Here is a 20,935-nt window from a genome sequence, read left to right as displayed (position 1 = left end):
TCCCAGGCGGCATCTTCTCAAGTGTCCCCCCGGCATCCTGCCGGGCTAGCTCACCGGCTGGAAGCCGGCGCCACTTACTGTATTCTGGTTGCATGCTCGCGGCTGCCCTTTTGTTTGTTCGTCAGGACCCCTCACCTCTTACGCTGCCCATCGGACGGCCAGGAAAGACGACGATCGCCGCAGGTCGGCTGGCCGACATGCGGACGGGCGCGGCCGCCACGGCGGACGACATCGCGAAGGCGGCGGACGGCAAGCGGTTCGTCTTCCTGGGGGAGCAGCATGCGACGGCCCCCTGCCAGATCCTTGAGGCGGCGGTCGTCGATGCCCTAGCCCGACGTGGTCGGCACGTGGTCGTCGGACTCGAGATGTACCAGCGGCCCAAACAGTCGGTGCTAGACAGCTTCGGGCAGATGGACGAGACCGCCTTTCTCGAACAGAGCGACTGGAAGAAGCAATGGGGATTCGACTTCTCCTATTACCGCCCGGTGTTCGACGTCGTAAGGAAATTCCGAATTCCCCTGGTCGGACTCAACGTTCCGCGCGACTGGGTGCGCTCGGTGGGTAAGGGCGGCTTTGCCGGGTTGCCAGCGGAAGCCAAAGGGCAGCTCCCAGACGACATGAAGCTGGATATCTCCGAGCACCGGCAGGTGTTTGATAGCCTGATGGGCGGCCACTCCAACGTCGGACCGTCGATGGAGAACATGTACTCGGCCCAGGTCCTTTGGGACGAAGGGATGGCGGACACCGCGATCCGCTACCTCGCCGCCCACAAGCCGGACCGGAAAACCGTCTTCGTAGTCATCGCCGGATCCGGGCACGTGATGTACGGCCAAGGGATCAACCGTCGAATCGAGCGCCGGAAGGCGGGTGACGGCCTGAACGTCGTAATGACGGAGTCCGCCGTCCCAGTCGAAGTCTCCAATGGAATCGGCGACTTCGTCTACGTCTCCCCGCCGCCTCGGACGCAGGGTTAAAGATGATGGGAAAGCCCATTATTGAAACAGGTCATTTTTAGAAAAATTAGGTCATAATAGCGAGATGACGAAGCTGAGCGTACACGAAGCTAAGGCGCATTTCTCGGAATTGCTTCGCCGAGTTGAGGAAGGGGAGACCGTCGTGGTCACCCGCCACAATAAGCCGATCGCTGAAATCAAGCCTGCGATCGAGGCGAAGCAAGGTCGCGTATTCGGCGCCTTCGAAGGCGAGCTTAATATCCCCGACGAAGCGTTTGCCCCGCTTAACGAAGAAGAGTTGAAGGATTGGCATGGTGAATAGCGGCGGCTATTTACTGGACACCAACGTCTTTCTTTGGGCAAACGAGAATTACGCAAAAGTAAGTCCGGAAGCCAAGATTGCCCTCGCGGAGCCATCGGCGCCCTTGTACGTGAGCGTCGCTTCGCTTTGGGAGATGCAGATCAAGCACGGGCTCGGAAAGCTTTTTCTACCAGACGATATCGACCGTATCGCGATTCGATATGCGGACAAAATCAAGACCGATTTCTTGGCCATTACCCTCGGTCACGTGGGCACCCTGTACCGGCTTCCAATGATCCATCGCGATCCATTTGATCGCATGTTAATCGCTCAAGCACTAGCGGAAGGGTTAACGATCGTGAGTCCGGACCCAGTCCTTCGCGAATATGGAGCGCCGGTGCTGTGGTGAACCGGGGACGGTCCGTTTAGGTGGATTTCTCCACCCCCAACCCCCTCCTCATCGCACGAACATCGACGAGGAGGGGGCTTCCGGATATAAAGCGGCGGGAAATCTGCCATACTAACGGCTTCGGAGGCCACGAGAGAGTTTGATTTACGTTACCGTCCAGTCGAATGAGTCGATAGATAGTGCGCTGAAGCGCTTCAATATGAAGCTGCAGCAGAGCGGAGTTCTGCGCGAGCTGAAGGAGCATGCGCATTACGAAAAGCCGAGCGAGAAGCGTCGCCGCATGAAGCGACGTCGCGCCAGCCGGCAATAGCGCATCGTTTTTGGCCGTTCGACGGTCTTTTCTTTCGATGATTCGCTCCGACCTTCCGAAAAATATTCGGACCAACGACCGAGGGTGCCGGAGCACCCTCGCCCATATTTGCGGCTGCCCCGCCTTCTTGGGGCCGCGCGTTTCCCGATAACTACGCGAAGCGCCTCTTCCGCCGCCCTCTATGGAACCCCCCAGTAGCCGCCTCGTCACGGTTTTGAATGAGTTATCGGTTGGCATTCGCCCCGAACTCCTGCAGCATGCCGTCGGGGTTACCCTCCAGCAACACGGCCTCGACCACGGCGAGGTCTGCCTTCTGCTGACCACCGACGACCGGATCCAGGAGCTGAACCGCTCCTTTCGCGGCGTCGACGAGCCTACGGACGTCCTCACCTTCCCTTCGGGGGAACCGGACCCGCTTGGCGATGTCGCCATCTCCATCCCCTACGCCGAGCGTCAGGCGCGTGCGCGCGGAGTCAGTCTCGAGCAAGAGCTCGGCTATCTCGCGATCCATGGTGCGCTTCACCTGGCCGGGTTTGACGACGAAGACGAACAGGATCGGGCGAACATGGTGCGGGAAATGAACCGCGCCGCCGTCGCCGCCGGCCTCGCACCCGACGAAGAGTGGTCGTCCATCCTCCACGGAGATCCGGCGTGAGGCTAAAGAGCAAGGTCGATATCGTCAAGCCGTTCAAGGTGGCGATGAGCGGGATCATCTTCACCTTCAAGACCCAGCGGCACATGCGGTTCCACCTTTACGTGGTCCTTATCGTAATCCTGCTCGGGATCATGGTCAACCTTGGGCTGCGCGAGATGCTGGTCCTGCTCTTCACGATCTCGCTGGTCCTCGTTGCCGAGATGTTCAATTCCGCCATCGAGGCGACGGTAGACCTCGTCTCCCCCAGTTACAACCCATTGGCCAAGTTTGCGAAGGACATCGCGGCCGGCGCCGTGCTCATCACCACCATCATCGCACTCGTCGTGGGCAGCCTCATGATGCTTGGGGAGAGCCGATGGGAAACGCTCAAATTAAGCCTCACGTCGGAAGGTTTCGGCTTCCTCGGGGTGGTTCCTCGGCTCATTTTAGGAGGGCTCCTGCTCTTCGTGGTGGTGGTTGTGGGCAAAGGAATCGGAACGCGCGGCCAAGTCCTCCAGGGCGGTCTTGTGAGCGGTCACGCGGCGTTCGGGTTCTTCTTCGCTACCAGCATCGTCTTCGTCACCGACAACGCGGTGGCCGCGGGGATCGGACTGCTTCTCGCGGCGATCATCGCCCAAAGCCGCTTCGAAGCGAAATTCCATACGATCTTTGAGCTGACCCTTGGCGCGGCGGTCGGCGTGATCCTAGCCCTGGTCGTCTTCGGGCTGGTGCCGCGATGAAGCCGCGCTTAAACATTGGCTACGGAGTCGTCGGCCTCATGGCGAGCGCGCTCACCGCGATGTGGTTCCTCGGCGAACGCGGCGGCGCCCAGCTAAGCCTTGCCGCCAATGAGCCGATACCGGTGAGCGGATCCGCGTTCATCGCTCTGATCGTCGCCGTAATCTTCCTAAACGCCCTTTTTGTGGCGGCCGAAACGGCCGTCGACCTACTGCGAGCCATCCACGTAAAACACGTCAAGGAAGAGGACCGCGCAAACCGCGAGCGGCTCCAAGATCTCGTCGACAACAAGCAGCGATACGCCACCGCCTGCACCCTCGCCAGCCGCATCGCCAGGGTGATCATCGCCCTCGCCATCGTCCTGCTCGCCGCCTCCTTCGACCTCGGGCCCAATCGTAGCGGCTCCGTCGAGATCGGCCATTTCCTGATGAACCTGGTGTTCGTCGCGATCCCGGTTTCTCTCGTTAACCTCGTAGTTGGAGAGCTCGTACCCAAGAGTTTCGCCTCCCTTCACCCGCACCGAACCGGCTTGCGCCTGTACCGGCTGATCCGGGCGGCCGCCGTCGTCTTCTCGGTACCCGCCTCGCTGCTCGTCGGAGTCGCAAATCTCGTCACTCGAACCTTCGGCGGGCGAGCGTCGTTCACCATGCCGAACCAGGCGGAAGAGGAGATCCGAACGATCGTCGAGTCGGCCCAAGAGTCGGGCGAGATCGAGATCGACGAGAAGAAGCTACTAAACTCGGTCTTCGAATTCACCGACACGGTCGCCCGCGAGATCATGACCCCCCGCGTAGATATGGACGCGATGCCGATCAAGAGCGACCCGGCCGACCTCGTGCGCGTGATGCAGGAGTCCGGCCACTCGCGTATTCCGCTCTACGAAGAGACCGACGACCAGATCGTGGGCATCGTCCACGCCAAGGACATTCTCATGCGAATGGTTGGCGACGATCCTATCTCGATCCGAGACATCATGCGCCCCGCCCTCTTCGTTCCGGAAGGGAAGAACTTGCACGAGCTGCTCCGCGAGATGCGGCAAGGCCGAAGCCAGATGGCAGTGGTGCAAGACGAGTTCGGCGGCACCGCGGGAATCGTGACGATCGAAGACATTGTCGAGGAGCTCGTTGGCGATATCGTCGACGAGTACGACACGGAGGAACCGGAGCCTGTCGAGTCCGATACCGGCGGCTTCGTAGCCGAGGGAAAGACCCACCTCGACGATGTGAACGAAGAGATCGGCTCGTCGTTTGAGAGCGAGGAGTTCGACACGGTCGGCGGCTACGTCTTCGGCCTCTTCGGCCGGCAGCCCAAGCCGGGCGAATCGATCCAGAGCGAGGGATACCGGTTTCTCGTTTTGGAGACGGATGGCCGCCGTATCTTAAAGCTCCGGATCGAGCCGATCGAGTCACCTTCGTTCTTGGAAGAAGTCGGCGAATAGATTGAACATTATTTCGACATTAAGCCGTCTACCCGGCGGAGAATCTTATGTTGTCGCTTGCCTGCGCCGCCGTCTTTGCCCACGCTTCCATACAGTTCGAGATCCCGGTCCGGTTCCTTCGGCCTAGCCGTATCGTCGCGATGATCCAGGGAGCCGAAGGGCGGCCGGCTCTACTGCCTGATCCCTCGGTCGTCCAGGCCGACGATGCGAATTGGATAGTTCGCGTGAAAGGTTCGGCAGACGAGGTCACTCAGGTTCGGTATTTCGTGAAGTTGGTCGACGTCCTTAAGCCGACGATGCAGTTGAAGATCCATGTCGACTCGCCGGCGGATCGGTTCGGCTACGATCTTACGACCTCTCTTCGATCGGGGCAGAAGTGGCGGATGAGCGAAGATGCGACGGGGACGAATGTGGTGCTTTCCCCTCGCCTCAACGACGACAATACGTGCACGTTTTTCTGCGAGGTCGAAGGCGCCGGAAGCAAGTGGTCGACAACTTTTCGCCTCAAAGAGGGGCAGGTGCTGCCTTTCGTATTGGGTTCCGCCATCAAGCGCGAAGTACGAACCGACGGAACAAAGATCACCGAGAAACTTGAGAGCGTTCCGCTCCCCTCCCTGACGTTCAGCTATCGCTTAGAGAAAGCAAAGCCGTACGTGCGGTCGAAGGTTTAGAGGCCAAACTTCGAAGAAGCCTCGGCATCCTCGATGTTCGTGTGCCATTTTCACCAACTGATACGTTTTCGCCCCGAAGTCGGATCGATATCTTTTAGGCCCCGAACCCAGTGAGTGACCGCGCCAAGCCGGAGGTACCCTCTTGCGATGCGAACCGATGGGCGCCAGCCTGACCAATTACGACCTGTGACGATGGAGCGAGGCTTTGCCAAGTTCGCCGAAGGTTCTTGTTTCATTAAAATCGGCGACACCCACATGCTCGTCACCGCCACCGTCGAGGAGCGGGTGCCCCCCTTTATGAAGGGGAAGGGAAGTGGTTGGGTTACCGCCGAGTATTCGATGTTGCCCCGGTCCGGCCGCCAGCGGAATCAGCGCGATTTGATGAAGCCTAATGGCCGAAGCATGGAGATTCAGCGCCTAATCGGCCGCTGCATGCGGTCGGTGTTCGATTTGGAAGCAATGGGTGAAAAGACGATCACCCTCGACTGCGATGCCATTCGCGCCGACGGTGGCACCCGTTGCGCCGCCATCACCGCCGCCTACGTGGCCTCGTACGACGCCGTCCAATACATGCTGCGCAACCGGATGCTCAAGCGAAACCCGCTCCGCGAAGCCGTCGCCGCGATCTCGGTGGGCGTCAAGGGCGGGCAAGAGCTGCTCGACCTGAACTACGACGAAGACTCCACCGCCCACACCGACATGAACATCGTCATGACCGAAAGCGGCCGCTTCGTGGAAATTCAAGGCACCGCCGAACAAGAGCCCTTCGCCATCGACACACTGGGCCGAATGCTGAAGCTCGCCCAGAAAGGAGTTAACGAGTTGATTGCGGAGCAGAAGAGAGTGCTTGAGCTGTGAGGCATTGGGCGTTGGGCGTTGGGCGTTGGGCGTTGGGATAGAGCCTAGGTAGCAGGACAAACCTAGGTCGTGGTTAACACCCAACGCCTAGCGCCCAACGCCCAACGCCTCTCCCTTTTCCCCCCACCTCGCCACCACCCCCCACCGATCCGTCCGATAGAGTGTGGCGGTCTTGGGAGCATCGGCGGGGGTCCAGACGAGGAGGTTGGCTCCAGCCCGGGCGATGCCGCTGTTCGGCGGGATACTCCACTCGGCGCCGGTTTCCACGTTGTGAACGCGCGCGCTGCCTGGCGTAGAGGAAACGACGAACAGCGGATGTTCGGTATCCAGGAATCGGACATTGGCGCGTGCCTCGAAGACCGGACTCCTCTGCCCTGTCCCCAAATCGACTTGTCCCGCCTGAAGTGGGCCGAAGGCGGTCTTCTCGACATAGACCGCGCTTTTGCGCCCCGTCGACATGTACGAAAGCAGGTCGTCCCCCATGCCATGGAAGTCGAACTGCTTCGATTTCGGGTTGAAGGTAGCAACCCCCCAAGCGCCGGGCTTTCGAGTGACCACCGCGATGTCCTCTCCAAGCGGGATCAAGCGGTCGTCGATCGGTTTGTAAGCCAACGACATCCCCTCGAACTTTCCCACCACCTCTGGCCAAAGCGCTTTGCCGGAAAGCGGCACCCGGACGAGCGCCTCCATCCAGGGTCGCCGTTTCGAATCCTCCCAGCGGACAAGAAAGTAAGCGTCGCGCCCGATTCGAATCGCTCCCGATAGTCCGGCTGCGTTCTTACTCCGTTCGCCGGAATTGACCATTTCGACCGTGCGTAAGATCTGCTCGTGAGAAAAAAGGCGAGGAGAGACAGGAAGGTCGTCGAGCAGGGACGTCCGCGTTCGGTCGCCGTGTCGGATGGTCAGCCCGCGTTCGTCCCACACCGCATAGTCGTCGTTGCGGCGAAACGCCACGGACCGCTTGGCCTCCGGCTTCGGCGGACGAAGCGGCACGTACAGAACCTTACTAGGGGTTCTCACCACGAATTGCTCCTGGTAATATTCCAGTGTAGGAACGTCTACCTTGGGCGGTACTTGTGCGAAGAGCAGGAGTGTAGCGATCCCCAACATGGCAATACATCCTACAGAGGTTTGAGACGTGCTGTGCCGCGACTGTCCACGATTCGACGATGATTCCGCACGATGCCGTGACGGAAAAGTGAATCCCGCTTCCTGGGAGACGGCCGTAACGGTCGCCCAGGTTCTCGGTCTTCGGTCGATCTGCACCTTTAACGACTACCGAGAGCGGCTCGTTGCATCTCGCCGCCCGTTCCCGCCGGCCGAGTCGAAGAACGAGCCTTTACAACCCGGAAATTAGCCGACGCTACAGGTTTAAGTCCGCGCCGACATGCGTATGCGCGGCTTCCAAACCCCCAATTCCGAGCCGTCCACCGGGTTAAATCCGGTCGCATGCGAGTGTTGGCAGAGCAACGGAAGCGGACGGCTGCGATGTGGTCCTTCGGCTACAACGTCGCCCTTACGCTTCTGAAAATCGTAGCCGCGGTAATGACCGGATCGGTGAGCTTGCTTTCCGAGAGCGTCCACTCGGCCACCGACGTCGTCGCTTCCGGTATCGCGCTCGTCTCGGTGCGTGCGGCGGCGGCGCCGCCCGACCACGACCATCCGTATGGCCACGGGAAGATGGAGAGCATGGCCGGCTTCGGCGAATCGATATTGCTTCTCGCCATCGTTGGCTATATCGTGTTCGAGGCGATCCAACGCTTGGTCGTCCATCATCCGGTTCAGAACCTCGGCATCGGACTTTGGGTCATGGCCGCGAGCGCGGTAAGCAGTCTGATCATTGGCCACTACGTATCGAAGGTGGGACAGGAGACTCAAAGCGTGGCCCTCCGGTCGAACGGCCAACACCTGATGGTCGATTTTTGGACCAGCGTCGGCGTGTTATCCGCCCTCGTCCTAACGCGGCTAACCCACTTGGTTTGGATCGACTCCGCCTTCGCCCTCGCGTTGGCCGCGTGGATCGCCTTCGGCGCGTGGAAAATGCTGAAAATCGCGTTCGACGAGCTCGTGGACAAGAGCCTGCCGGAAGACGAGCTCGAAGCGGTTCATACGATCTTGTGCGCCGAGCCCGGTGTCCTCAGCTACCACCGGCTCCGAGCCAGGCACTCGGGAAGCTTTCACTTCGTCGATGTCCACGTGGTTGTGCCGAACGACTGGTCGGTGGTGCAAGCGCATAGCCTCGCTGACCGGATCGAGAAGCGGATTAACGAAGAGCTGTTGCCCGCCCAGACCGTGGTGCACATCGATCCCTACGACCCAGCCAAGGCGATGGATGGTTGCAAAGACCCATGACGGTAATGTTGCTGGGTAGTAAGATGAGTTATGGTCGCTCTCACATTAGTTTTGCCACTACTGACCGCCGGACAGGGAGCGGTCAGGCTTAGGTATCAGCCCCTTCTCAATCATCCGTATCGATATCGGATGGTCCAGAGCATGAAGATGGAGATGGGGGCCATGGGCTCGCAGGGCTACACCTCCTCCATGGACATCGATATCAAGGCGGTCTCCCGGAAGGGAGATCTTACGACGCTAGAGACTCGCATGTCGAACGCGAAGATTAAGGCGCCCGCTGGAGGCCCCATGGCGGCCGCAATTCCGAACATGGAGAAGAGAATGAATTCCATGAAGCCGGTTCGGATGACGATGGACTCGTTCGGTAATCCCAAGGGGATGAGCGGCTCGGTAGGCACGATGGGATTTCAAGGGATACGGTTTCCCAACCATCCAATCCGGGTGGGCCAGACGTGGGGCACCTCGATCGATTTTTCCCAATTGCCCGGCATGGGCGCGGCCAGCGCGATGAAGATGGGTGGAAAGATCCCGATGAAGTTCCGGCTGCTGAGCCTTGGACATTCCGGTAAGTCGGCCAAGATCGAAGTCTCGTCGACCGGAACGATGACGATGAATATGAACGGGCAGAAGATCAACACGGTCATGAATAGCAAAGGGACGATGACCCTGGAAGTTGCGACGGGCATGACGACCGATTCTCAGATGACGATGGACAGTGTCACGGCCTTCAGCGGTCAAACGATGAAGAACCACACCTCCCTTACGATGAAGCTGAAATAGACCGATTACTTCGTAGGATCCCGGAAGAATTGCAAGCCGCTCACGCGCTAACCTCTACGTATGAGGCTGACGCGCGAGGTGATGTTGGACCGGATGGCCGCGAGCGATCCGGCCTTCAACGGCCGGTTCATCGTCGGCGTGCACAGTACCGGGATCTACTGCCTCCCTTCCTGCCGAGCCCGGCGGCCCAAGCCGGAAAACGTGCGTTTTTACGATTCTATCGAGGCGGCCCGCGAGGCCGGTTTGCGGGCATGCAAGAAATGCCGCCCGGACGATTGGGCACAGGGAATCGACGCCGACCGTGACCGCCTCGCCGCGGTGCTGGCTACGATGTGGGAGTCTCCGGGGCGGTTCAGGGGCATAGAGGACCTGGCGCGGGAGGCGGTGATGAGTCCCAGCGTCTTCTTCACGGCAGTTCGAAACCAATATCAGTCGACGCCGGGAGCGTTACTTACCTCTGCGCGCGTGCGGCAGGCCCGTCGACTGCTCCAGTCAGGCGGGGAGGTCGGAGCTGTCGGTCAAGAGGTTGGGTTCGAATCGAGTTCGGCGTATTACGAGAATTTCGGCCGCCGGACCGGGATGCCGCCCGCGGCCTATCAGAGGCTTGCCGGCCGAACCGACTTCGCGGTGGAGCTCCCGGACGACTTTGCGCCGACGCCGCTCTTTCATTATCTGGGCCGCGATCCGAACTCCTTGACCGAGCGGTTGACCGACGAGGGGGTAGATCTGTCCGTGTGGGCTGGTGAGGTCCCGTGCCGAATCTCTCTAAGCGTGTCGGGGCAATCGATGCGGGTTTGTATCGACGCGGACCGGCCCGTCGACGTCTTTGCCGTCCACCACCAGGTCTCGCGGTTACTTGGGCTGGAGCAGGACCCGCGCGCGTTCGAAGAGCATGTGCGCGGGCTCGGCTATGGGCGCCTGATCGAGGGAAGGGAAGGAATGCGGATTCCGCTCACCCCGACCCCGTTCGACGCGTTGGTCTGGTGCATTGTGGGGCAGCAGGTAAATCTGCCGTTCGCCTTCGCCCTTCGCCGCCGATTGTCGGAAAAGATGGCGATCCCAGTCGGCGCGGGGATGTTCGCCCCTCCGACCGCGGAATGGCTGGCAACAAGAGAATTAGAGGAGTTCGTCCCACTGCAATACTCGCGTCGCAAGGCCGAGTATTTGGTAGGCGCGGCGCAGTCGGTAGTGGAAGGTCGGCTCGATCTCGAAACCCTCTCCCGCGCCCCTCGATCCGAGATTGAGAAGACGCTGCTCGCCCAGCGCGGAATCGGACCCTGGGCAGCGAATTATCTGATGATGCGAGCCCTCGGCTCCCCCGATTGCGTTCCCGTCGGCGATACCGGTATCACGACGGCGCTCGGCAGATTCTTCGACGTTGCAAGGCCGGGACCGGAGGAGACGCTCCGACTCCTCGAGCCGTTCCGGCCGTACCGAAGCTACGCGTGCTACCACCTTTGGCAGACGTTGCATAAGAGTGACTAACCATGGCGACCTACTACGACACCCTTTCGACCCCGATCGGCGAGCTGCTGCTCATCGCCAACGAGGCGGGGGAGCTGACGCATCTTTACACCGGCCAGGGTTCTAAGTGGCTTTCGCGTCATCCCGGCGCCGAGCGTGATCCCAAGCGGTTGGCACCCGCGAAAACCCAGCTTTCGGAGTACTTCGAGGGAAAGCGGCGCACGTTCGACCTGCCCTTGGGTGCCGCCGGCTCGGAATTCCAGCACCGGGTCTGGGAGGCCTTGATGGAGATTCCGTTCGGCGAAACCCGCTCGTACGGCCAACTCGCCGCGCAGCTCGGCGTCCCCAACGCCTCCCGCGCGGTCGGCCGCGCCAACGCCACCAACCCGATCGGCATCATCGTCCCCTGCCACCGAGTGATTGGCTCCAACGGAACCCTAACCGGCTACGCCGGCGGCCTTCCGACCAAGGAGTGGTTGTTGAGGCACGAAGGGGTACCGGTGGGAAAGGAGCAGCCGGCATTCGAGCTTTGAACGTGGCACGGGCTTCCAGCCGATGAACCCCACGACCGTATGGGTCGTGTGAAAAGGGCCAAGGGCAAGATGCCCTTGGGACACATGGGCCGGAAGCCCATGCCACCTTACGCCGGTTGCCCGCCTCGGGCGATCGGCATCAGCCCCGGAATAATCTCCCCGCTCGCCGCATACCGGAGGTCCTTCGGCGCGTACTGGATCACGTACGCTTTGCGGATTCCCTTCGACCGGTTCGGCCCGCTCCGATGAAGAGTCAGCGACCAGAAGCAGGCGATACTTCCGGCAGCGACCGGCACGAGCACGCCTTGGTCCGGCGCGTCGTTCGGATATCCCACCAGCCCGATCGGGCTCTGCTCGTGGGGGCGAAGACCGCCCAAGTGCGAACCCGGCAGCACGGAGATGCACCCGTTCTCTTCGGTCGCGTCGTTGATCGCAAGCCAAAGCGTGAGATAGGGCGCCGGCACCACCGGAGTGTAAGCGTCGTCTTGGTGCCACGGGAACTCCCGCTCCCCTTCCGGGTGCTTGAAGACCGTTTGGTTCCAGTAAAGATCGGTATCGGGGCCGAGAAACGCCGTCGTCAGCGCTACGAACTCCGGACGCGATACGAAAGCGCGTACCCGCTCGTCCCGCTCCGCGATATGGTCGGTAAAGGTGATTTCACCCGCCCGGGAGATGCCCGAATCGCCATGCGCGACGAGCTCTTCGTGCATCCGCTGCTCGAATTCCTCGACCGCCTCCGCGAGGTCCGCCATCTCCTCGGTAGTGAAAACCTTCTCGAACAGCGTGAAGCCGTTCTCATCCATTTCGCGACGTTGCGTTTGGGTGACGGTGGGAATCATGGGGTTGAGGCGAGTTTAGTCGATTATCGGGGATTCGGTCCCAGGCGGGAACGCATCCTCAAGATGAGGCGTTGAACGTACCCGAGGGGTAGACTCCTTCGACCCATGCTCTTTGGGAAACGCGACAAGCGAGAATCCTTCGAGAGACAGGCCGAGAAGGTCTTTCCCTCGGTCTTAGGCACCGCATTGCGTTTGACACGCTCCCGCGAAGATGCCGAGGACCTAGCACAGGAAGCGATAGTCCGGGCCTTCGACGCGTATGAACGCTTCGACGGAGCGAACTTTAAAGCTTGGATGCTTCGCATCGTGACGAATCTGTACATTAATAAGTACAGGCAGCGTCAGCGAGGCCCGCAGCTAGGATCCTTGGACGAAGAGGGAGTCATCGAACCGATGTCGGCCGAATCGGAGATCCCAGACCGGATTCTCTTCGACGAAGCCGTGGGGGCCGAGATCGAAGAGGCCTTGTCAAAGGTCCCAGAAGATTTTCGAATGGCGGTCATGTTAAGCGACTTAGAAGGTCTGAGCTATCAAGAAATCGCGGATATCACGCAGGTGCCGATCGGTACCGTGAGATCGCGAATCGCTCGGGGGCGGTCTATCCTCCGAAAGGCGCTGGAAGGGTACGCGAAACGGGAAGGCTATTTGAAGGACGGAGTTATCGAATGATCGATCCGATCGAACTACATGCATGGGCGGATGGGGAAATCGCCCCTGAGCGCGAAAGCGCGATTCGAACGGCCTTGGCCGAATCGCCCGAGTCGCGGGCGGAATTGGAAGCGATTCTCGGCGTAAAGCGGCTCCTCCGAGAGAAGGTGAAGCCGGTGGAGTGCCATGCCGAATGGAAGGCGTGCGCAAGCCGGATCAAAGAGCTGAACCGCACCCGGAAGGTCGAGCGGTTCGTCTCCGGCCGTACGGCGTGGGGACTTGCCGGCGGTTTATTCGGCGTGATTTTGTTGGCGGGGATGTTTAAACACGCTCCCGAGGACGCCAATATCCACTCGGCCGACCTGGCTCGGCTGGTGACAAACTTCGGCCCGTCGCGTGGGATGGACCCGGCGACCAAGAAAGACGTCGATCAGCTCCTTATCGAGGCTGGACAGTCGCTCGACCCCAATCGGCTGAGCGTACTGAGCTCGGCGCGCGGAGAGGTCGACGGCCGGCCGGTCACCCGGCTTGCGCTTAGAGACGCCGCGGGTGACCTCGCACTGGTAATGGTCCCCGACCTGCTGCAACTGGACGGTTTGGGCGAGGTTCGCCGAGACCATTCTTACCGGCTGGGGCACATCGGGCAATGGAACTGCATCGCCTGGGCCGAAGGCCGCTACACGATGATGCTCGTCGCCGACCGCTCGTACGAGGACCTGGTCACCACCGCCTCCCGAATCACCCTCAATTCTCCGGGCAAATAACCCGTTCGTGGCATGGGTGGCCCGCCCATGTGTATCAGGGGCGGGCCTGCCCCTGTAAAAACCTCCGCCTACGTGCTCGCGACCGTCGTAATGCTTATGATCCCGGCCGGGTTTGGCTCGGAACCCCGCTCCTGCCGTAAGTAGGTTTGGGTGCTTCCCTCGCCGGCGGCGCAATCCGAGCCGAACGATCGGTCTTCCCCCGTTTGGATGACGGCCGTCAGATTCCGGATCCACTCATCGACGGGACGAAAAATGCTCGCCAGCTCGTGAATCGGACGTCCGACGATTTCACCGCCGCCGTGGTTTGATCCCTTCAGAAACTGAGGGTTGATCGAGATGCAAGTTAACTCGGCGTCGAACCGTGCGATCATGTCGCTGGAGTGTTCCGAAAGGAATGCGAACGTCGATTCGCAAGACTCGAGCGCCTGAACGACCCGCCGTTGAACCGTGGTGTCGCTAAACAAAAAGATGATGGCCGAGCAGCGGCCGCGAGGATCGTTCACGGCCGAGGCGCTCATCCGGAGCCACACTGTGGCTCCATCCGGGCGGACAAAACGGAATTCTTGTGACTGAATCCCGTTTCGAGCCGAGGCAAGCAGCTCTTCGACCGGACGGGCGACCAGGTTCGCCAAGAGCTTGTGCGCACCGGTTTCGCGAAATTCGTTAGGCGTCAAGCCGAAAATCGATGCGACCCGGGCGTTGGCGTAGATCGTGGCTCCATACGGACTCAAGATCCAAACCCCGTCTTCCCATGTGGCGAAGAGGTTTCGATAGTTCGAACCCTCGTCCGCCGACTCGACCCGGAGGAATCTCGCCACGAGCTGAGTCCGAGAAAACGGCCCTAGCTTTAGCCGCATCCTTTCCCAATACGTACCGATCGTTCGCTGGGATAGCTCCAGGTGTCTGGCGATTTCCTTGTCGGTAAGCCCTTCTGCCGCTAAGAGCAACACCGTGCGCTCTCGGTCCGACAACTGTCGCTCTTCTGGCTCCAATCCTTGTAAGTCCTTCCCAGACATCCGCTATCGCTTTGGGTAGGCGGTACGGAACTCTCCCTATACAGAAGCATTAACCACCAGCCTTGCTCTTTAATGTGGAGCTTTTGCCCGACGTGCGTCTAGTAGCGTCGGCCAGGCCCAAAACCTGCGAAAAATGACGACAGTAGATCTAACAGGTTCGGGACGTTTGGCGTGAATCGCCGTCGTAGGGGTCTGGGATTTTCGATACTCTTTAAAGATCGCTTAAGGAAAGGCGATCGCTAGAGCCATGATCGAGCTTCGTCACCGGGATACCCAAAACGTCGTCTTGCAGATCGATGTGGCCTCCTTGAAGAAGGCGTCGTTTTTTCAGGCCAATCTGCAGCGAGTCGACTTCTCGGGACATGACCTGCGCGGAGCCGAATTCGCACTGGCCGACGTGAGTGGAGCATCCTTCGTCGGCGCCTGTTTGGCTGGCGCAAGTTTTTACACGGCTACCGTGGAGGCGGCGGAGTTCCAGGGCGCCAATCTCGCGGGCGCGAACTTCGAAGACGCCAACTGCGAAGGGGCGTTCTTTGATGGAGCGATGATGGGCGGCGCTCGCCTCCCTCACACGAACCTGCGGCATGCCCGAATGATCGGCGTCGACCTTTCGCACGCCGATCTCAGCCGCGCCAATCTCACCGGAGCCGACCTCACCGGCGCCTGCCTGCGTGACACGAATCTTTTGAGAGCCCGGCTTACCGACGCCGACTTAACCCGGGCGATCCTATCTCACACCGTCTTCGCCGATTGCCCCGCCCTCTACCGCTGCCGCGGCCTCGACACCGTGGTCAACGAAGCCCCCTCCTGCCTCGACCTGCTAACCCTCCGCGCCTGCGTACCCCACCTCGCCGACTCCTTCCTCCGCGGCGTTGGATACACGGACGACGAGATCGAAGCCCTACGAGACCTGTACCACCAGAGTTGACCCCGGACCGCTGCTCTCAAGAGCGGCCTCCCCAACGGCGAAGCCGTGTAGACGCAGGTTGGCTCGTACCTGCGCGACAACGCCCCGACGATCCAAAACTTTGGTCGGAAAACGGAACGTCCCGCGCAGGTACGAGCCAACCTGCGGCTACAACGCTTCGCGTTAGTTCGGTCTGCTTACGCCGCAGGCGTGTAGCCGGCACCTACGCGTGCCGCTACGTCGAGGCTTTCGAAAATCGCTTAGACGAATCTGACGCTCGTCGAAATCCGGACATTGAGACGGATTTCGAGAAATGGCAGGGCGTAGCGGAAACATTCCGGATGCTCGCTCAGGCTGCTTGACGTCGATATGAGCTGGCCATGGTTGACTTAATGGCGTCTCGATCGCCTTTAAGTTGTGGGAGAAAATATTGATTGGCGGTTCTGGCCCGACGTGGAGTTAGAGGTTTGTCTCCCGATCGATCCGGAAGGTGAGTTGATACTAGATGCGGCTGGCGGCCTGATCTGGGCATCGTATCGCGGCTTGGAGCACCGCAAGTATTGGGCCGTCCGCGCCCGTGTCGATCGCGACCTTGAGGTTATTGTCCGGAGCGGGGAATGGAACCAATTGCTTCCCGGCCTGGGGCTTCAATCGACCGGGAAGCGAGCCCGGATGACCTGTTACGGTGACACGGTCGGATATTGTTCGGCGCGATCGCTGGTGCTCGCCTGGGCGATCTTGAGGCGCTTCAACGCAAAAAGGGCGCCCCGTGGTGCAGATAGATCTTTATCTGCACCACGGGGCGCCCTTGGCGGAAAAAGCTCTACTGTGTGATGTAGTAGCGATTCACTGCAGCCGTGAATCCCGGCACCTCTCGGATTTGCACGTAGTACGTGCCCTGCCGAATGGTAGTTGCCGTGAGAGTTCGCTCCGTGGAACTGCCATCGGAGCCGGAGATTTGAAAGTAGAGCTTTGGATTATCGCCGGTCGCCCTATTCTGGATTGTGAGTGTAGCGGTTCCCCAGAGGGTTCCTCTCATCTCCGAGACGTCGCCCATCCGGACGGCTTCGATGATGTTGTGCTGGGTGGAGAAGAGAACGCCGATTTCTGCATTTGCGACGTTCGTGGTTGTCGTGGTTCCGCTGTTGTACGTCTTCGGGACGTCGACATTGAGTTGGACGACGGGCGAGGCATTCAGCGGAAGGACTGCCGTAGAATCGAACGTGGCGGCGTAGGTGAGCGGAATCTCGACGCAAGTGCCGCCGCTCACTGCCCCGTTGGCCGTCGAGCCATCGAGCGTGTAAGTGTTGGTCCCCGTGACCGTAACCCGCCAGTCACCAGCCGCCGCGGCGTTGCTCGTTATCCGGACGCGCTCCCCGGTTCGAAACGGGTGGTTCGGATCCGTGACGGTGATCGGAGTTGTAGCTGAAACGCCCGTGATTGAGTGGCTCGGGGTCGCAATCCGCGGTACGGCCCATCCTTGGGTGAGCATGCAGTCGTAGCCGTTCTTGATCGCGTCGCCCGGGTGATGCTCCTTTTCGAGCCACTGGACTTTCATGTCCCAGGCGTCGTAGGAATTCCACGAGACGATATCCTCGCGCCAGAACATCCCGCGCGCGACACGTACGCCGGAGTGCGTGTAGGAGTCGAGCGGCTTATCGAGAGTGACGACGTTGGCCGCTTTCGAGACCGCGCGGCGCATCTGCGTGCCCTGCGCCTCGATCGTCACCAGCTCGCCGGCATTTAGGGACGAGTCGGAGGTGACGGTAAGGGTGGTATCCCCACGATTGCCCGCGACGGCCACCGTGGTTCCCTCGCCCGCGTAACTCGATGTGTAAGTGCGCCTCAGCTCTAACTTGTCCGTGCAGGTCCACCAGCCACCCGGCGAGAGCCAGAGCGGCCAGCGATTGTCGGCAAGCCAATAATTGTCATAGCCGCGCTGGGAGATCCGTACAATCGCGGCCCCATTGGGAATTGTAACCGCTCGGTCGGAGGTGAGAGAGGTTCCGGAGATCGCGGCGGCGGCGAAGCAAACCGGGATGTTGCCGTCTTTGACTGCAACCAGGATGTCGTAAGCGCCGATCTGGTGAGCGGAGCTGGCCAGCGTGATCGATGTCGATGCCGACACCGCGCCGTTCACCGTCGTTTCCGCGCGAAGAATTTTTTCCGAAGCTGTGTTGAGGTTGAGCGGGGACGTTAAATTGACCGTGCACGTGATCGCATCGCCCGCGATCGAAGAGATCGTCCGCACCTGGATAGCCCGTGAAAGGGCTACGATCGTATCGCCATTCGCGACACCGGCGGCGTCTCCGGAACGGACGTTTATTACGGGTTGGCCGCTGTTGTTGGTGCCGCTCGCGACCATGACGTAAGTCGGCACATGGGAGCATTCGCACGGTCCGGAGGCGTTTCCGTCGGCGTGAGCTTGTCGGTTGAAATAATAAGTGCCCGACGTCGCGTTGGCCGAATTGGCCATCTCGTAGACGGAATCTTCTACGAGCGACGCCCAACCAACGATGGGTTTGGTGTTTTGATTTGCGACCGCGGACGGCTGGTAGATCGTCCGCGCGGCCAGGCAATATGGTCCGCTCGATGCGGTGCTTTGCGGCTCGGAGGAGCCGCCGTTTGTGGCGACTTGGCTAAGGACCGTCCCTTGGCTTGGAGAGGAAGCCCAGAGCGCCGAGAATGCCACCCGCGCGCCGCTGGCGTCGGCGGCGAGGTTAGTACCCGTAACGACGACCTGGAGCGTATGGGAGCCGCTCGCGCCGTAGACGGTGTTTTGCCACGCAAGGACGTCCTCAGAAAAAGCGGTCGCCCGGCGGAAGTTGAGCGCTTTGCAATTCAGGCTGCTTCGCGATGTACCGTCAACTCCGATGAATGTGGACGGAAACCGGCCGGCGTTAATGTCCCCTTGGGTAATCGTTTGGATGAACGGCCCGTTGGGAGCGGTGTAGTCGCCGTCGAGACCGAGGATCGCGTACCCGCCGAGATCCGAGCGGAAATAGACCCCGGCGAATCCGCAGGAGTCACCCGTGAAGCTGAATTCGGCCGATTCGTTAGTGGTCTGGGAGATCGAGCAAAAACCGCCGAGGTTTTGCTCGTTGTTCGTGCCGCTCGACAGGGTCCATCCGCCGACCGAACCCTGAACGCCGACCCCGGAGCCGGCGAGGCGACGCACCACGGCGGCGTTGCCGTATCCGTAATACTTTCCGAGAATGCCGTAGGCCTTCCCGATGAGGTTCCACTTTCCCTTCCATGAGGCGTCAGAGAACCAATAAAGAGGTCCCCGTCGCTGGCCTTTATCGATGAACGCGCCATACGCCCGGGCGAGTGGATGTTTACCGGCGTGCATGCTCCTGAATAGGAGCGGCCGAGTTTCGGCGAGCGTCGGAGATGACGCCGGCAGATTGAGCAGCGCTCTCGCGTCCCTCAGGACCGGGAACGTCTCAACCTTCCCCGTGTAGGGGTTATACGTGGTCGTGGCCTGACCAAATGCGCCGGCAAAGGTCAGGACAAACAAAAAAAGGGCCGCTATAAAGCGGCCCCAAACAGGGGATCTTTGCATAGTTGGCGGTCCTTAGTAGTAGGTGAGGGAAGCGTAATTCGCCTGAACGAACGTGAACGTTCCCGTTCCGGCTTTTTGGGTGCGGAGCAGGTCTCCGCTCGAGTAGACGAACTTGGTCACGCGCCAAATCGCGGCATTTACCGAGCTGCCGGGCGAGGCAATCTCAGCCGCCGCGACGAGCGCGGGATCGGCTTCTGCCATGTACGCGATGGTGTGATCGGTGTTGTAAACAAACAGGGTGGAGAGCGGAGCGTCGGACGTCGAGACGGGCGCCGAGGTGGTGTTTCGAATCGTGACCGTGGTCGATCCTCCGTTGTGCGCGGAGTCCGACAACCCAACGAACTCCCAGGCGCGATACGCGACGGCCGTATCGTCGGAAGCACGAAGATAAATGTCGGCCTTCCCGTCGCCGACCGCTCCAAGCGGAAGGGTGTCGCCGGCATAAACCACGTATTGCGTATCGTCGTCGGGCGAGACCGCGGACGGAGCTGCGCCCCCTCTAGGAACGATCGCGACTCGCAGGTAGATGTTGCCGGCCGATTTATTTCGGATAGCGACTCCCGTCCGTGCCGTGGTGACTCCGCCGCTAAAAAGCCTCTTCCAAGCGCTTAGCGAGGTGGTTGAGTTCTCGGTCGTTTCCGGCACTGGTGTCGAAAGGCGGGCCGGGTGACGCGTACGCGCGTGGGTAAGGGTCACGTGAGGGTGAGCGAAAGACGAGCCGAAGGCGCTGGAAAGCGCGAGCAGCCCGCCCAAAACCAGAGCGAAAGGTTTGTTCATGGGATTCTCCGAGGGGTCGCTAGAAGGAGTTCGGGGTGATAGTCGAACTCGAATAGGCGGCGTGGCCCGTAGTGTCGGGCACAGTGACGATCGGCCCGGCCGACATGCCGGGCGCAAGGGTCGCAACAACGGTCGATCCCACCTTGAGATCAAAACTATTCCCTCCCGTTGGCGCGCCGTTGACGATCACGAGCGGGGGCGTTCCGTAGATGGGCGAAACGGGCAAGCTGACGTGCAGCCCGGCACCAGTGGGGGTAAGGACTTGAGTGGGGGCGTCGGCGGCAACGAGCTGCACGTGCGCGCCAAACGAACCCTGGAATACCGGATTGCCGAGGGGGCGATGCGCTCCGGCATGCCAGTCGTACATGCCAGCCTGGGTGATCGTTCGAATTGGAACCGGGGGCGTGTCGAGCGGAGCACCGCGATCGAACGTCGTCCGCACTACGAACCCGCCTCGCAAATAGGGCACTCCGGAGCCGTCGATCGCGGTCACAATTCCGCCGGCCGTCGTGAGGGTGGCCAGGTGGAAAATGGTTCCGGCTGGTGGAGCGGCTGGGTTGGTCCCATGGCTGACGATCGCGCTATCTGGGAAGGCGCCCGGCGCGAGAACGAGCCACAGGTAGACCGTCGTATTGTTGGGCAAGCTGCCGTGCGCGGTGTCGGGCAGATAGATCGGGCCAGGCCCCATGCCGTGGCCGGCGCTGACCGTGACATCGAGCCCGGCCCCCGCAGCGACATTGAATCCGTCGAATATTCCGAATCCGTTGCCGCCGTACATCCCGTAGTTCGCGAGATCGACGAGCAGGCGGTTCATATGCTCCGCGCTTAACCGGCCGTTGATCGCCCACGGCATTTGAGCGTAAGCGGTGCCAGGGGGGAAGCTGAGCGTCGTGGCGGCAGTCCGATCGAAACCGGCGGGCATGGCGAGGGGGCTCGGGACCTGATCGGCCCGAAGTAGATAGGTGGTGGCAGGCATAG

The 20,935-nt window shown here is 60.7% G+C and carries 22 protein-coding genes; 16 read left to right on the top strand and 6 right to left on the bottom strand.

The window, feature by feature from the left end:
- Window positions 1-92 precede the first annotated feature (92 nt).
- From OP10G_RS00970 to rph, 9 genes are all read left to right on the top strand, one after another.
- Window positions 93-974 carry a ChaN family lipoprotein gene (locus OP10G_RS00970; RefSeq protein ID WP_038472289.1) on the top strand — a complete coding sequence of 294 codons (882 nt, stop codon included), beginning with the start codon at window positions 93-95 and terminating at the stop codon, window positions 972-974.
- A 64-nt stretch (window positions 975-1,038) separates the two neighbouring features.
- Window positions 1,039-1,275: a type II toxin-antitoxin system Phd/YefM family antitoxin gene (locus OP10G_RS00965; protein ID WP_025227763.1), complete on the top strand. Its 237-nt coding sequence runs from the start codon at window positions 1,039-1,041 to the stop codon at window positions 1,273-1,275.
- A complete protein-coding gene (locus tag OP10G_RS00960) occupies window positions 1,265-1,663 on the top strand; it encodes a type II toxin-antitoxin system VapC family toxin (RefSeq protein ID WP_025227764.1) in 399 nt (132 codons plus the stop codon). Before OP10G_RS00965 ends, OP10G_RS00960 begins: the two co-directional genes overlap by 11 nt.
- A gap of 139 nt (window positions 1,664-1,802) precedes the next feature.
- Entirely contained in the window at window positions 1,803-1,973 is a 171-nt protein-coding gene (gene rpsU / locus OP10G_RS25550) for a 30S ribosomal protein S21 (protein ID WP_084178749.1), read from the top strand.
- Window positions 1,974-2,154: 181 nt separating this feature from the next.
- Complete coding sequence (gene ybeY / locus OP10G_RS00950; RefSeq protein WP_025227766.1) at window positions 2,155-2,628, top strand: rRNA maturation RNase YbeY; 474 nt, start codon at window positions 2,155-2,157, stop codon at window positions 2,626-2,628.
- Window positions 2,625-3,347 carry a diacylglycerol kinase gene (locus tag OP10G_RS00945; RefSeq protein WP_025227767.1) on the top strand — a complete coding sequence of 241 codons (723 nt, stop codon included), beginning with the start codon at window positions 2,625-2,627 and terminating at the stop codon, window positions 3,345-3,347. Before ybeY ends, OP10G_RS00945 begins: the two co-directional genes overlap by 4 nt.
- Window positions 3,344-4,783: a hemolysin family protein gene (locus tag OP10G_RS00940; protein WP_025227768.1), complete on the top strand. Its 1,440-nt coding sequence runs from the start codon at window positions 3,344-3,346 to the stop codon at window positions 4,781-4,783. Before OP10G_RS00945 ends, OP10G_RS00940 begins: the two co-directional genes overlap by 4 nt.
- Before the next feature lie 47 nt (window positions 4,784-4,830).
- Window positions 4,831-5,454, top strand: a complete 624-nt coding sequence (locus OP10G_RS00935; protein WP_025227769.1) for a hypothetical protein — start codon at window positions 4,831-4,833, stop codon at window positions 5,452-5,454.
- Between the two features lie 147 nt (window positions 5,455-5,601).
- Window positions 5,602-6,312 (top strand): ribonuclease PH, encoded by a 711-nt coding sequence (gene rph, locus OP10G_RS00930; protein ID WP_025227770.1) that lies wholly within the window; start codon window positions 5,602-5,604, stop codon window positions 6,310-6,312.
- Window positions 6,313-6,399: 87 nt separating this feature from the next.
- On the opposite strand, the gene OP10G_RS00925 is transcribed toward rph, so the two are convergent.
- Window positions 6,400-7,332, bottom strand: coding sequence for a hypothetical protein (locus OP10G_RS00925; protein ID WP_144240931.1), 933 nt, complete (start codon window positions 7,330-7,332; stop codon window positions 6,400-6,402).
- A 429-nt stretch (window positions 7,333-7,761) separates the two neighbouring features.
- Between OP10G_RS00925 and OP10G_RS00920 the strand changes: the two genes are divergently transcribed.
- From OP10G_RS00920 to OP10G_RS00905, 4 genes are read left to right on the top strand one after another with little or no spacing between them, the layout of a single operon-like run.
- Entirely contained in the window at window positions 7,762-8,664 is a 903-nt protein-coding gene (locus OP10G_RS00920; RefSeq protein ID WP_025227772.1) for a cation diffusion facilitator family transporter, read from the top strand.
- 30 nt (window positions 8,665-8,694) lie between these two features.
- Window positions 8,695-9,444: a hypothetical protein gene (locus tag OP10G_RS00915; RefSeq protein WP_144240930.1), complete on the top strand. Its 750-nt coding sequence runs from the start codon at window positions 8,695-8,697 to the stop codon at window positions 9,442-9,444.
- 60 nt (window positions 9,445-9,504) lie between these two features.
- Window positions 9,505-10,929, top strand: a complete 1,425-nt coding sequence (locus OP10G_RS00910) for a DNA-3-methyladenine glycosylase 2 family protein (protein ID WP_025227774.1) — start codon at window positions 9,505-9,507, stop codon at window positions 10,927-10,929.
- A gap of 2 nt (window positions 10,930-10,931) precedes the next feature.
- Window positions 10,932-11,441, top strand: coding sequence for a methylated-DNA--[protein]-cysteine S-methyltransferase (locus OP10G_RS00905; protein WP_025227775.1), 510 nt, complete (start codon window positions 10,932-10,934; stop codon window positions 11,439-11,441).
- A gap of 107 nt (window positions 11,442-11,548) precedes the next feature.
- Here the strand turns inward: OP10G_RS00905 and OP10G_RS23725 are convergent, their stop codons facing one another.
- Window positions 11,549-12,280, bottom strand: a complete 732-nt coding sequence (locus OP10G_RS23725) for a phytanoyl-CoA dioxygenase family protein (RefSeq protein ID WP_025227776.1) — start codon at window positions 12,278-12,280, stop codon at window positions 11,549-11,551.
- A gap of 105 nt (window positions 12,281-12,385) precedes the next feature.
- On the opposite strand from OP10G_RS23725, the gene OP10G_RS00895 reads away from it, so the two are divergent.
- Together OP10G_RS00895 and OP10G_RS00890 are read left to right on the top strand one after the other, a co-directional pair.
- The gene (locus OP10G_RS00895; RefSeq protein WP_025227777.1) at window positions 12,386-12,949 is read left to right on the top strand and encodes a sigma-70 family RNA polymerase sigma factor; all 564 of its coding nucleotides are present in this window, start codon (window positions 12,386-12,388) and stop codon (window positions 12,947-12,949) included.
- Entirely contained in the window at window positions 12,946-13,692 is a 747-nt protein-coding gene (locus OP10G_RS00890; protein WP_025227778.1) for an anti-sigma factor family protein, read from the top strand. The genes OP10G_RS00895 and OP10G_RS00890 overlap by 4 nt, the downstream gene beginning before the upstream one ends.
- Window positions 13,693-13,760: 68 nt before the next feature.
- Here the strand turns inward: OP10G_RS00890 and OP10G_RS00885 are convergent, their stop codons facing one another.
- A complete protein-coding gene (locus tag OP10G_RS00885) occupies window positions 13,761-14,663 on the bottom strand; it encodes a PAS domain-containing protein (RefSeq protein WP_158409103.1) in 903 nt (300 codons plus the stop codon).
- A 292-nt stretch (window positions 14,664-14,955) separates the two neighbouring features.
- On the opposite strand from OP10G_RS00885, the gene OP10G_RS00880 reads away from it, so the two are divergent.
- Entirely contained in the window at window positions 14,956-15,636 is a 681-nt protein-coding gene (locus OP10G_RS00880) for a pentapeptide repeat-containing protein (protein WP_025227780.1), read from the top strand.
- Window positions 15,637-16,438: 802 nt separating this feature from the next.
- Here the strand turns inward: OP10G_RS00880 and OP10G_RS00875 are convergent.
- From OP10G_RS00875 to OP10G_RS00865, 3 genes are all read right to left on the bottom strand, one after another.
- Window positions 16,439-18,967: a hypothetical protein gene (locus OP10G_RS00875; RefSeq protein WP_038472282.1), complete on the bottom strand. Its 2,529-nt coding sequence runs from the start codon at window positions 18,965-18,967 to the stop codon at window positions 16,439-16,441.
- 225 nt (window positions 18,968-19,192) lie between these two features.
- Window positions 19,193-19,957, bottom strand: a complete 765-nt coding sequence (locus OP10G_RS00870) for a hypothetical protein (RefSeq protein WP_025227782.1) — start codon at window positions 19,955-19,957, stop codon at window positions 19,193-19,195.
- Window positions 19,958-19,976: 19 nt separating this feature from the next.
- Window positions 19,977-20,933, bottom strand: coding sequence for a hypothetical protein (locus OP10G_RS00865; RefSeq protein ID WP_025227783.1), 957 nt, complete (start codon window positions 20,931-20,933; stop codon window positions 19,977-19,979).
- Window positions 20,934-20,935: the final 2 nt, after the last annotated feature.

Origin of the sequence: Fimbriimonas ginsengisoli Gsoil 348, from assembly GCF_000724625.1 — a bacterium.
GTDB classification, from domain to species: domain Bacteria; phylum Armatimonadota; class Fimbriimonadia; order Fimbriimonadales; family Fimbriimonadaceae; genus Fimbriimonas; species Fimbriimonas ginsengisoli.
The sequence above is the reverse complement of the archived record's forward strand: the minus strand, read 5'-3'. Positions and strand labels throughout refer to the sequence as shown.

Excerpts from the sequence above, each read along its gene's own strand:
- OP10G_RS00890 (WP_025227778.1), top strand. The coding sequence starts at position 12,946 with ATGATCGATCCGATCGAACTACATGCATGGGCGGATGGGGAAATCGCC.
- OP10G_RS00865 (WP_025227783.1), bottom strand. The coding sequence starts at position 20,933 with ATGCCTGCCACCACCTATCTACTTCGGGCCGATCAGGTCCCGAGCCCC.
- OP10G_RS00965 (WP_025227763.1), top strand. The coding sequence starts at position 1,039 with ATGACGAAGCTGAGCGTACACGAAGCTAAGGCGCATTTCTCGGAATTG.
- ybeY (WP_025227766.1), top strand. The coding sequence starts at position 2,155 with ATGGAACCCCCCAGTAGCCGCCTCGTCACGGTTTTGAATGAGTTATCG.
- OP10G_RS00915 (WP_144240930.1), top strand. The coding sequence starts at position 8,695 with ATGGTCGCTCTCACATTAGTTTTGCCACTACTGACCGCCGGACAGGGA.
- OP10G_RS00960 (WP_025227764.1), top strand. The coding sequence starts at position 1,265 with ATGGTGAATAGCGGCGGCTATTTACTGGACACCAACGTCTTTCTTTGG.
- OP10G_RS00970 (WP_038472289.1), top strand. The coding sequence starts at position 93 with ATGCTCGCGGCTGCCCTTTTGTTTGTTCGTCAGGACCCCTCACCTCTT.
- OP10G_RS00905 (WP_025227775.1), top strand. The coding sequence starts at position 10,932 with ATGGCGACCTACTACGACACCCTTTCGACCCCGATCGGCGAGCTGCTG.
- OP10G_RS00935 (WP_025227769.1), top strand. The coding sequence starts at position 4,831 with ATGTTGTCGCTTGCCTGCGCCGCCGTCTTTGCCCACGCTTCCATACAG.
- OP10G_RS00920 (WP_025227772.1), top strand. The coding sequence starts at position 7,762 with ATGCGAGTGTTGGCAGAGCAACGGAAGCGGACGGCTGCGATGTGGTCC.
- OP10G_RS00940 (WP_025227768.1), top strand. The coding sequence starts at position 3,344 with ATGAAGCCGCGCTTAAACATTGGCTACGGAGTCGTCGGCCTCATGGCG.
- OP10G_RS00910 (WP_025227774.1), top strand. The coding sequence starts at position 9,505 with ATGAGGCTGACGCGCGAGGTGATGTTGGACCGGATGGCCGCGAGCGAT.
- OP10G_RS00880 (WP_025227780.1), top strand. The coding sequence starts at position 14,956 with ATGATCGAGCTTCGTCACCGGGATACCCAAAACGTCGTCTTGCAGATC.
- OP10G_RS23725 (WP_025227776.1), bottom strand. The coding sequence starts at position 12,280 with ATGATTCCCACCGTCACCCAAACGCAACGTCGCGAAATGGATGAGAAC.
- rph (WP_025227770.1), top strand. The coding sequence starts at position 5,602 with ATGCGAACCGATGGGCGCCAGCCTGACCAATTACGACCTGTGACGATG.
- OP10G_RS00870 (WP_025227782.1), bottom strand. The coding sequence starts at position 19,957 with ATGAACAAACCTTTCGCTCTGGTTTTGGGCGGGCTGCTCGCGCTTTCC.
- OP10G_RS00895 (WP_025227777.1), top strand. The coding sequence starts at position 12,386 with ATGCTCTTTGGGAAACGCGACAAGCGAGAATCCTTCGAGAGACAGGCC.
- OP10G_RS00875 (WP_038472282.1), bottom strand. The coding sequence starts at position 18,967 with ATGCACGCCGGTAAACATCCACTCGCCCGGGCGTATGGCGCGTTCATC.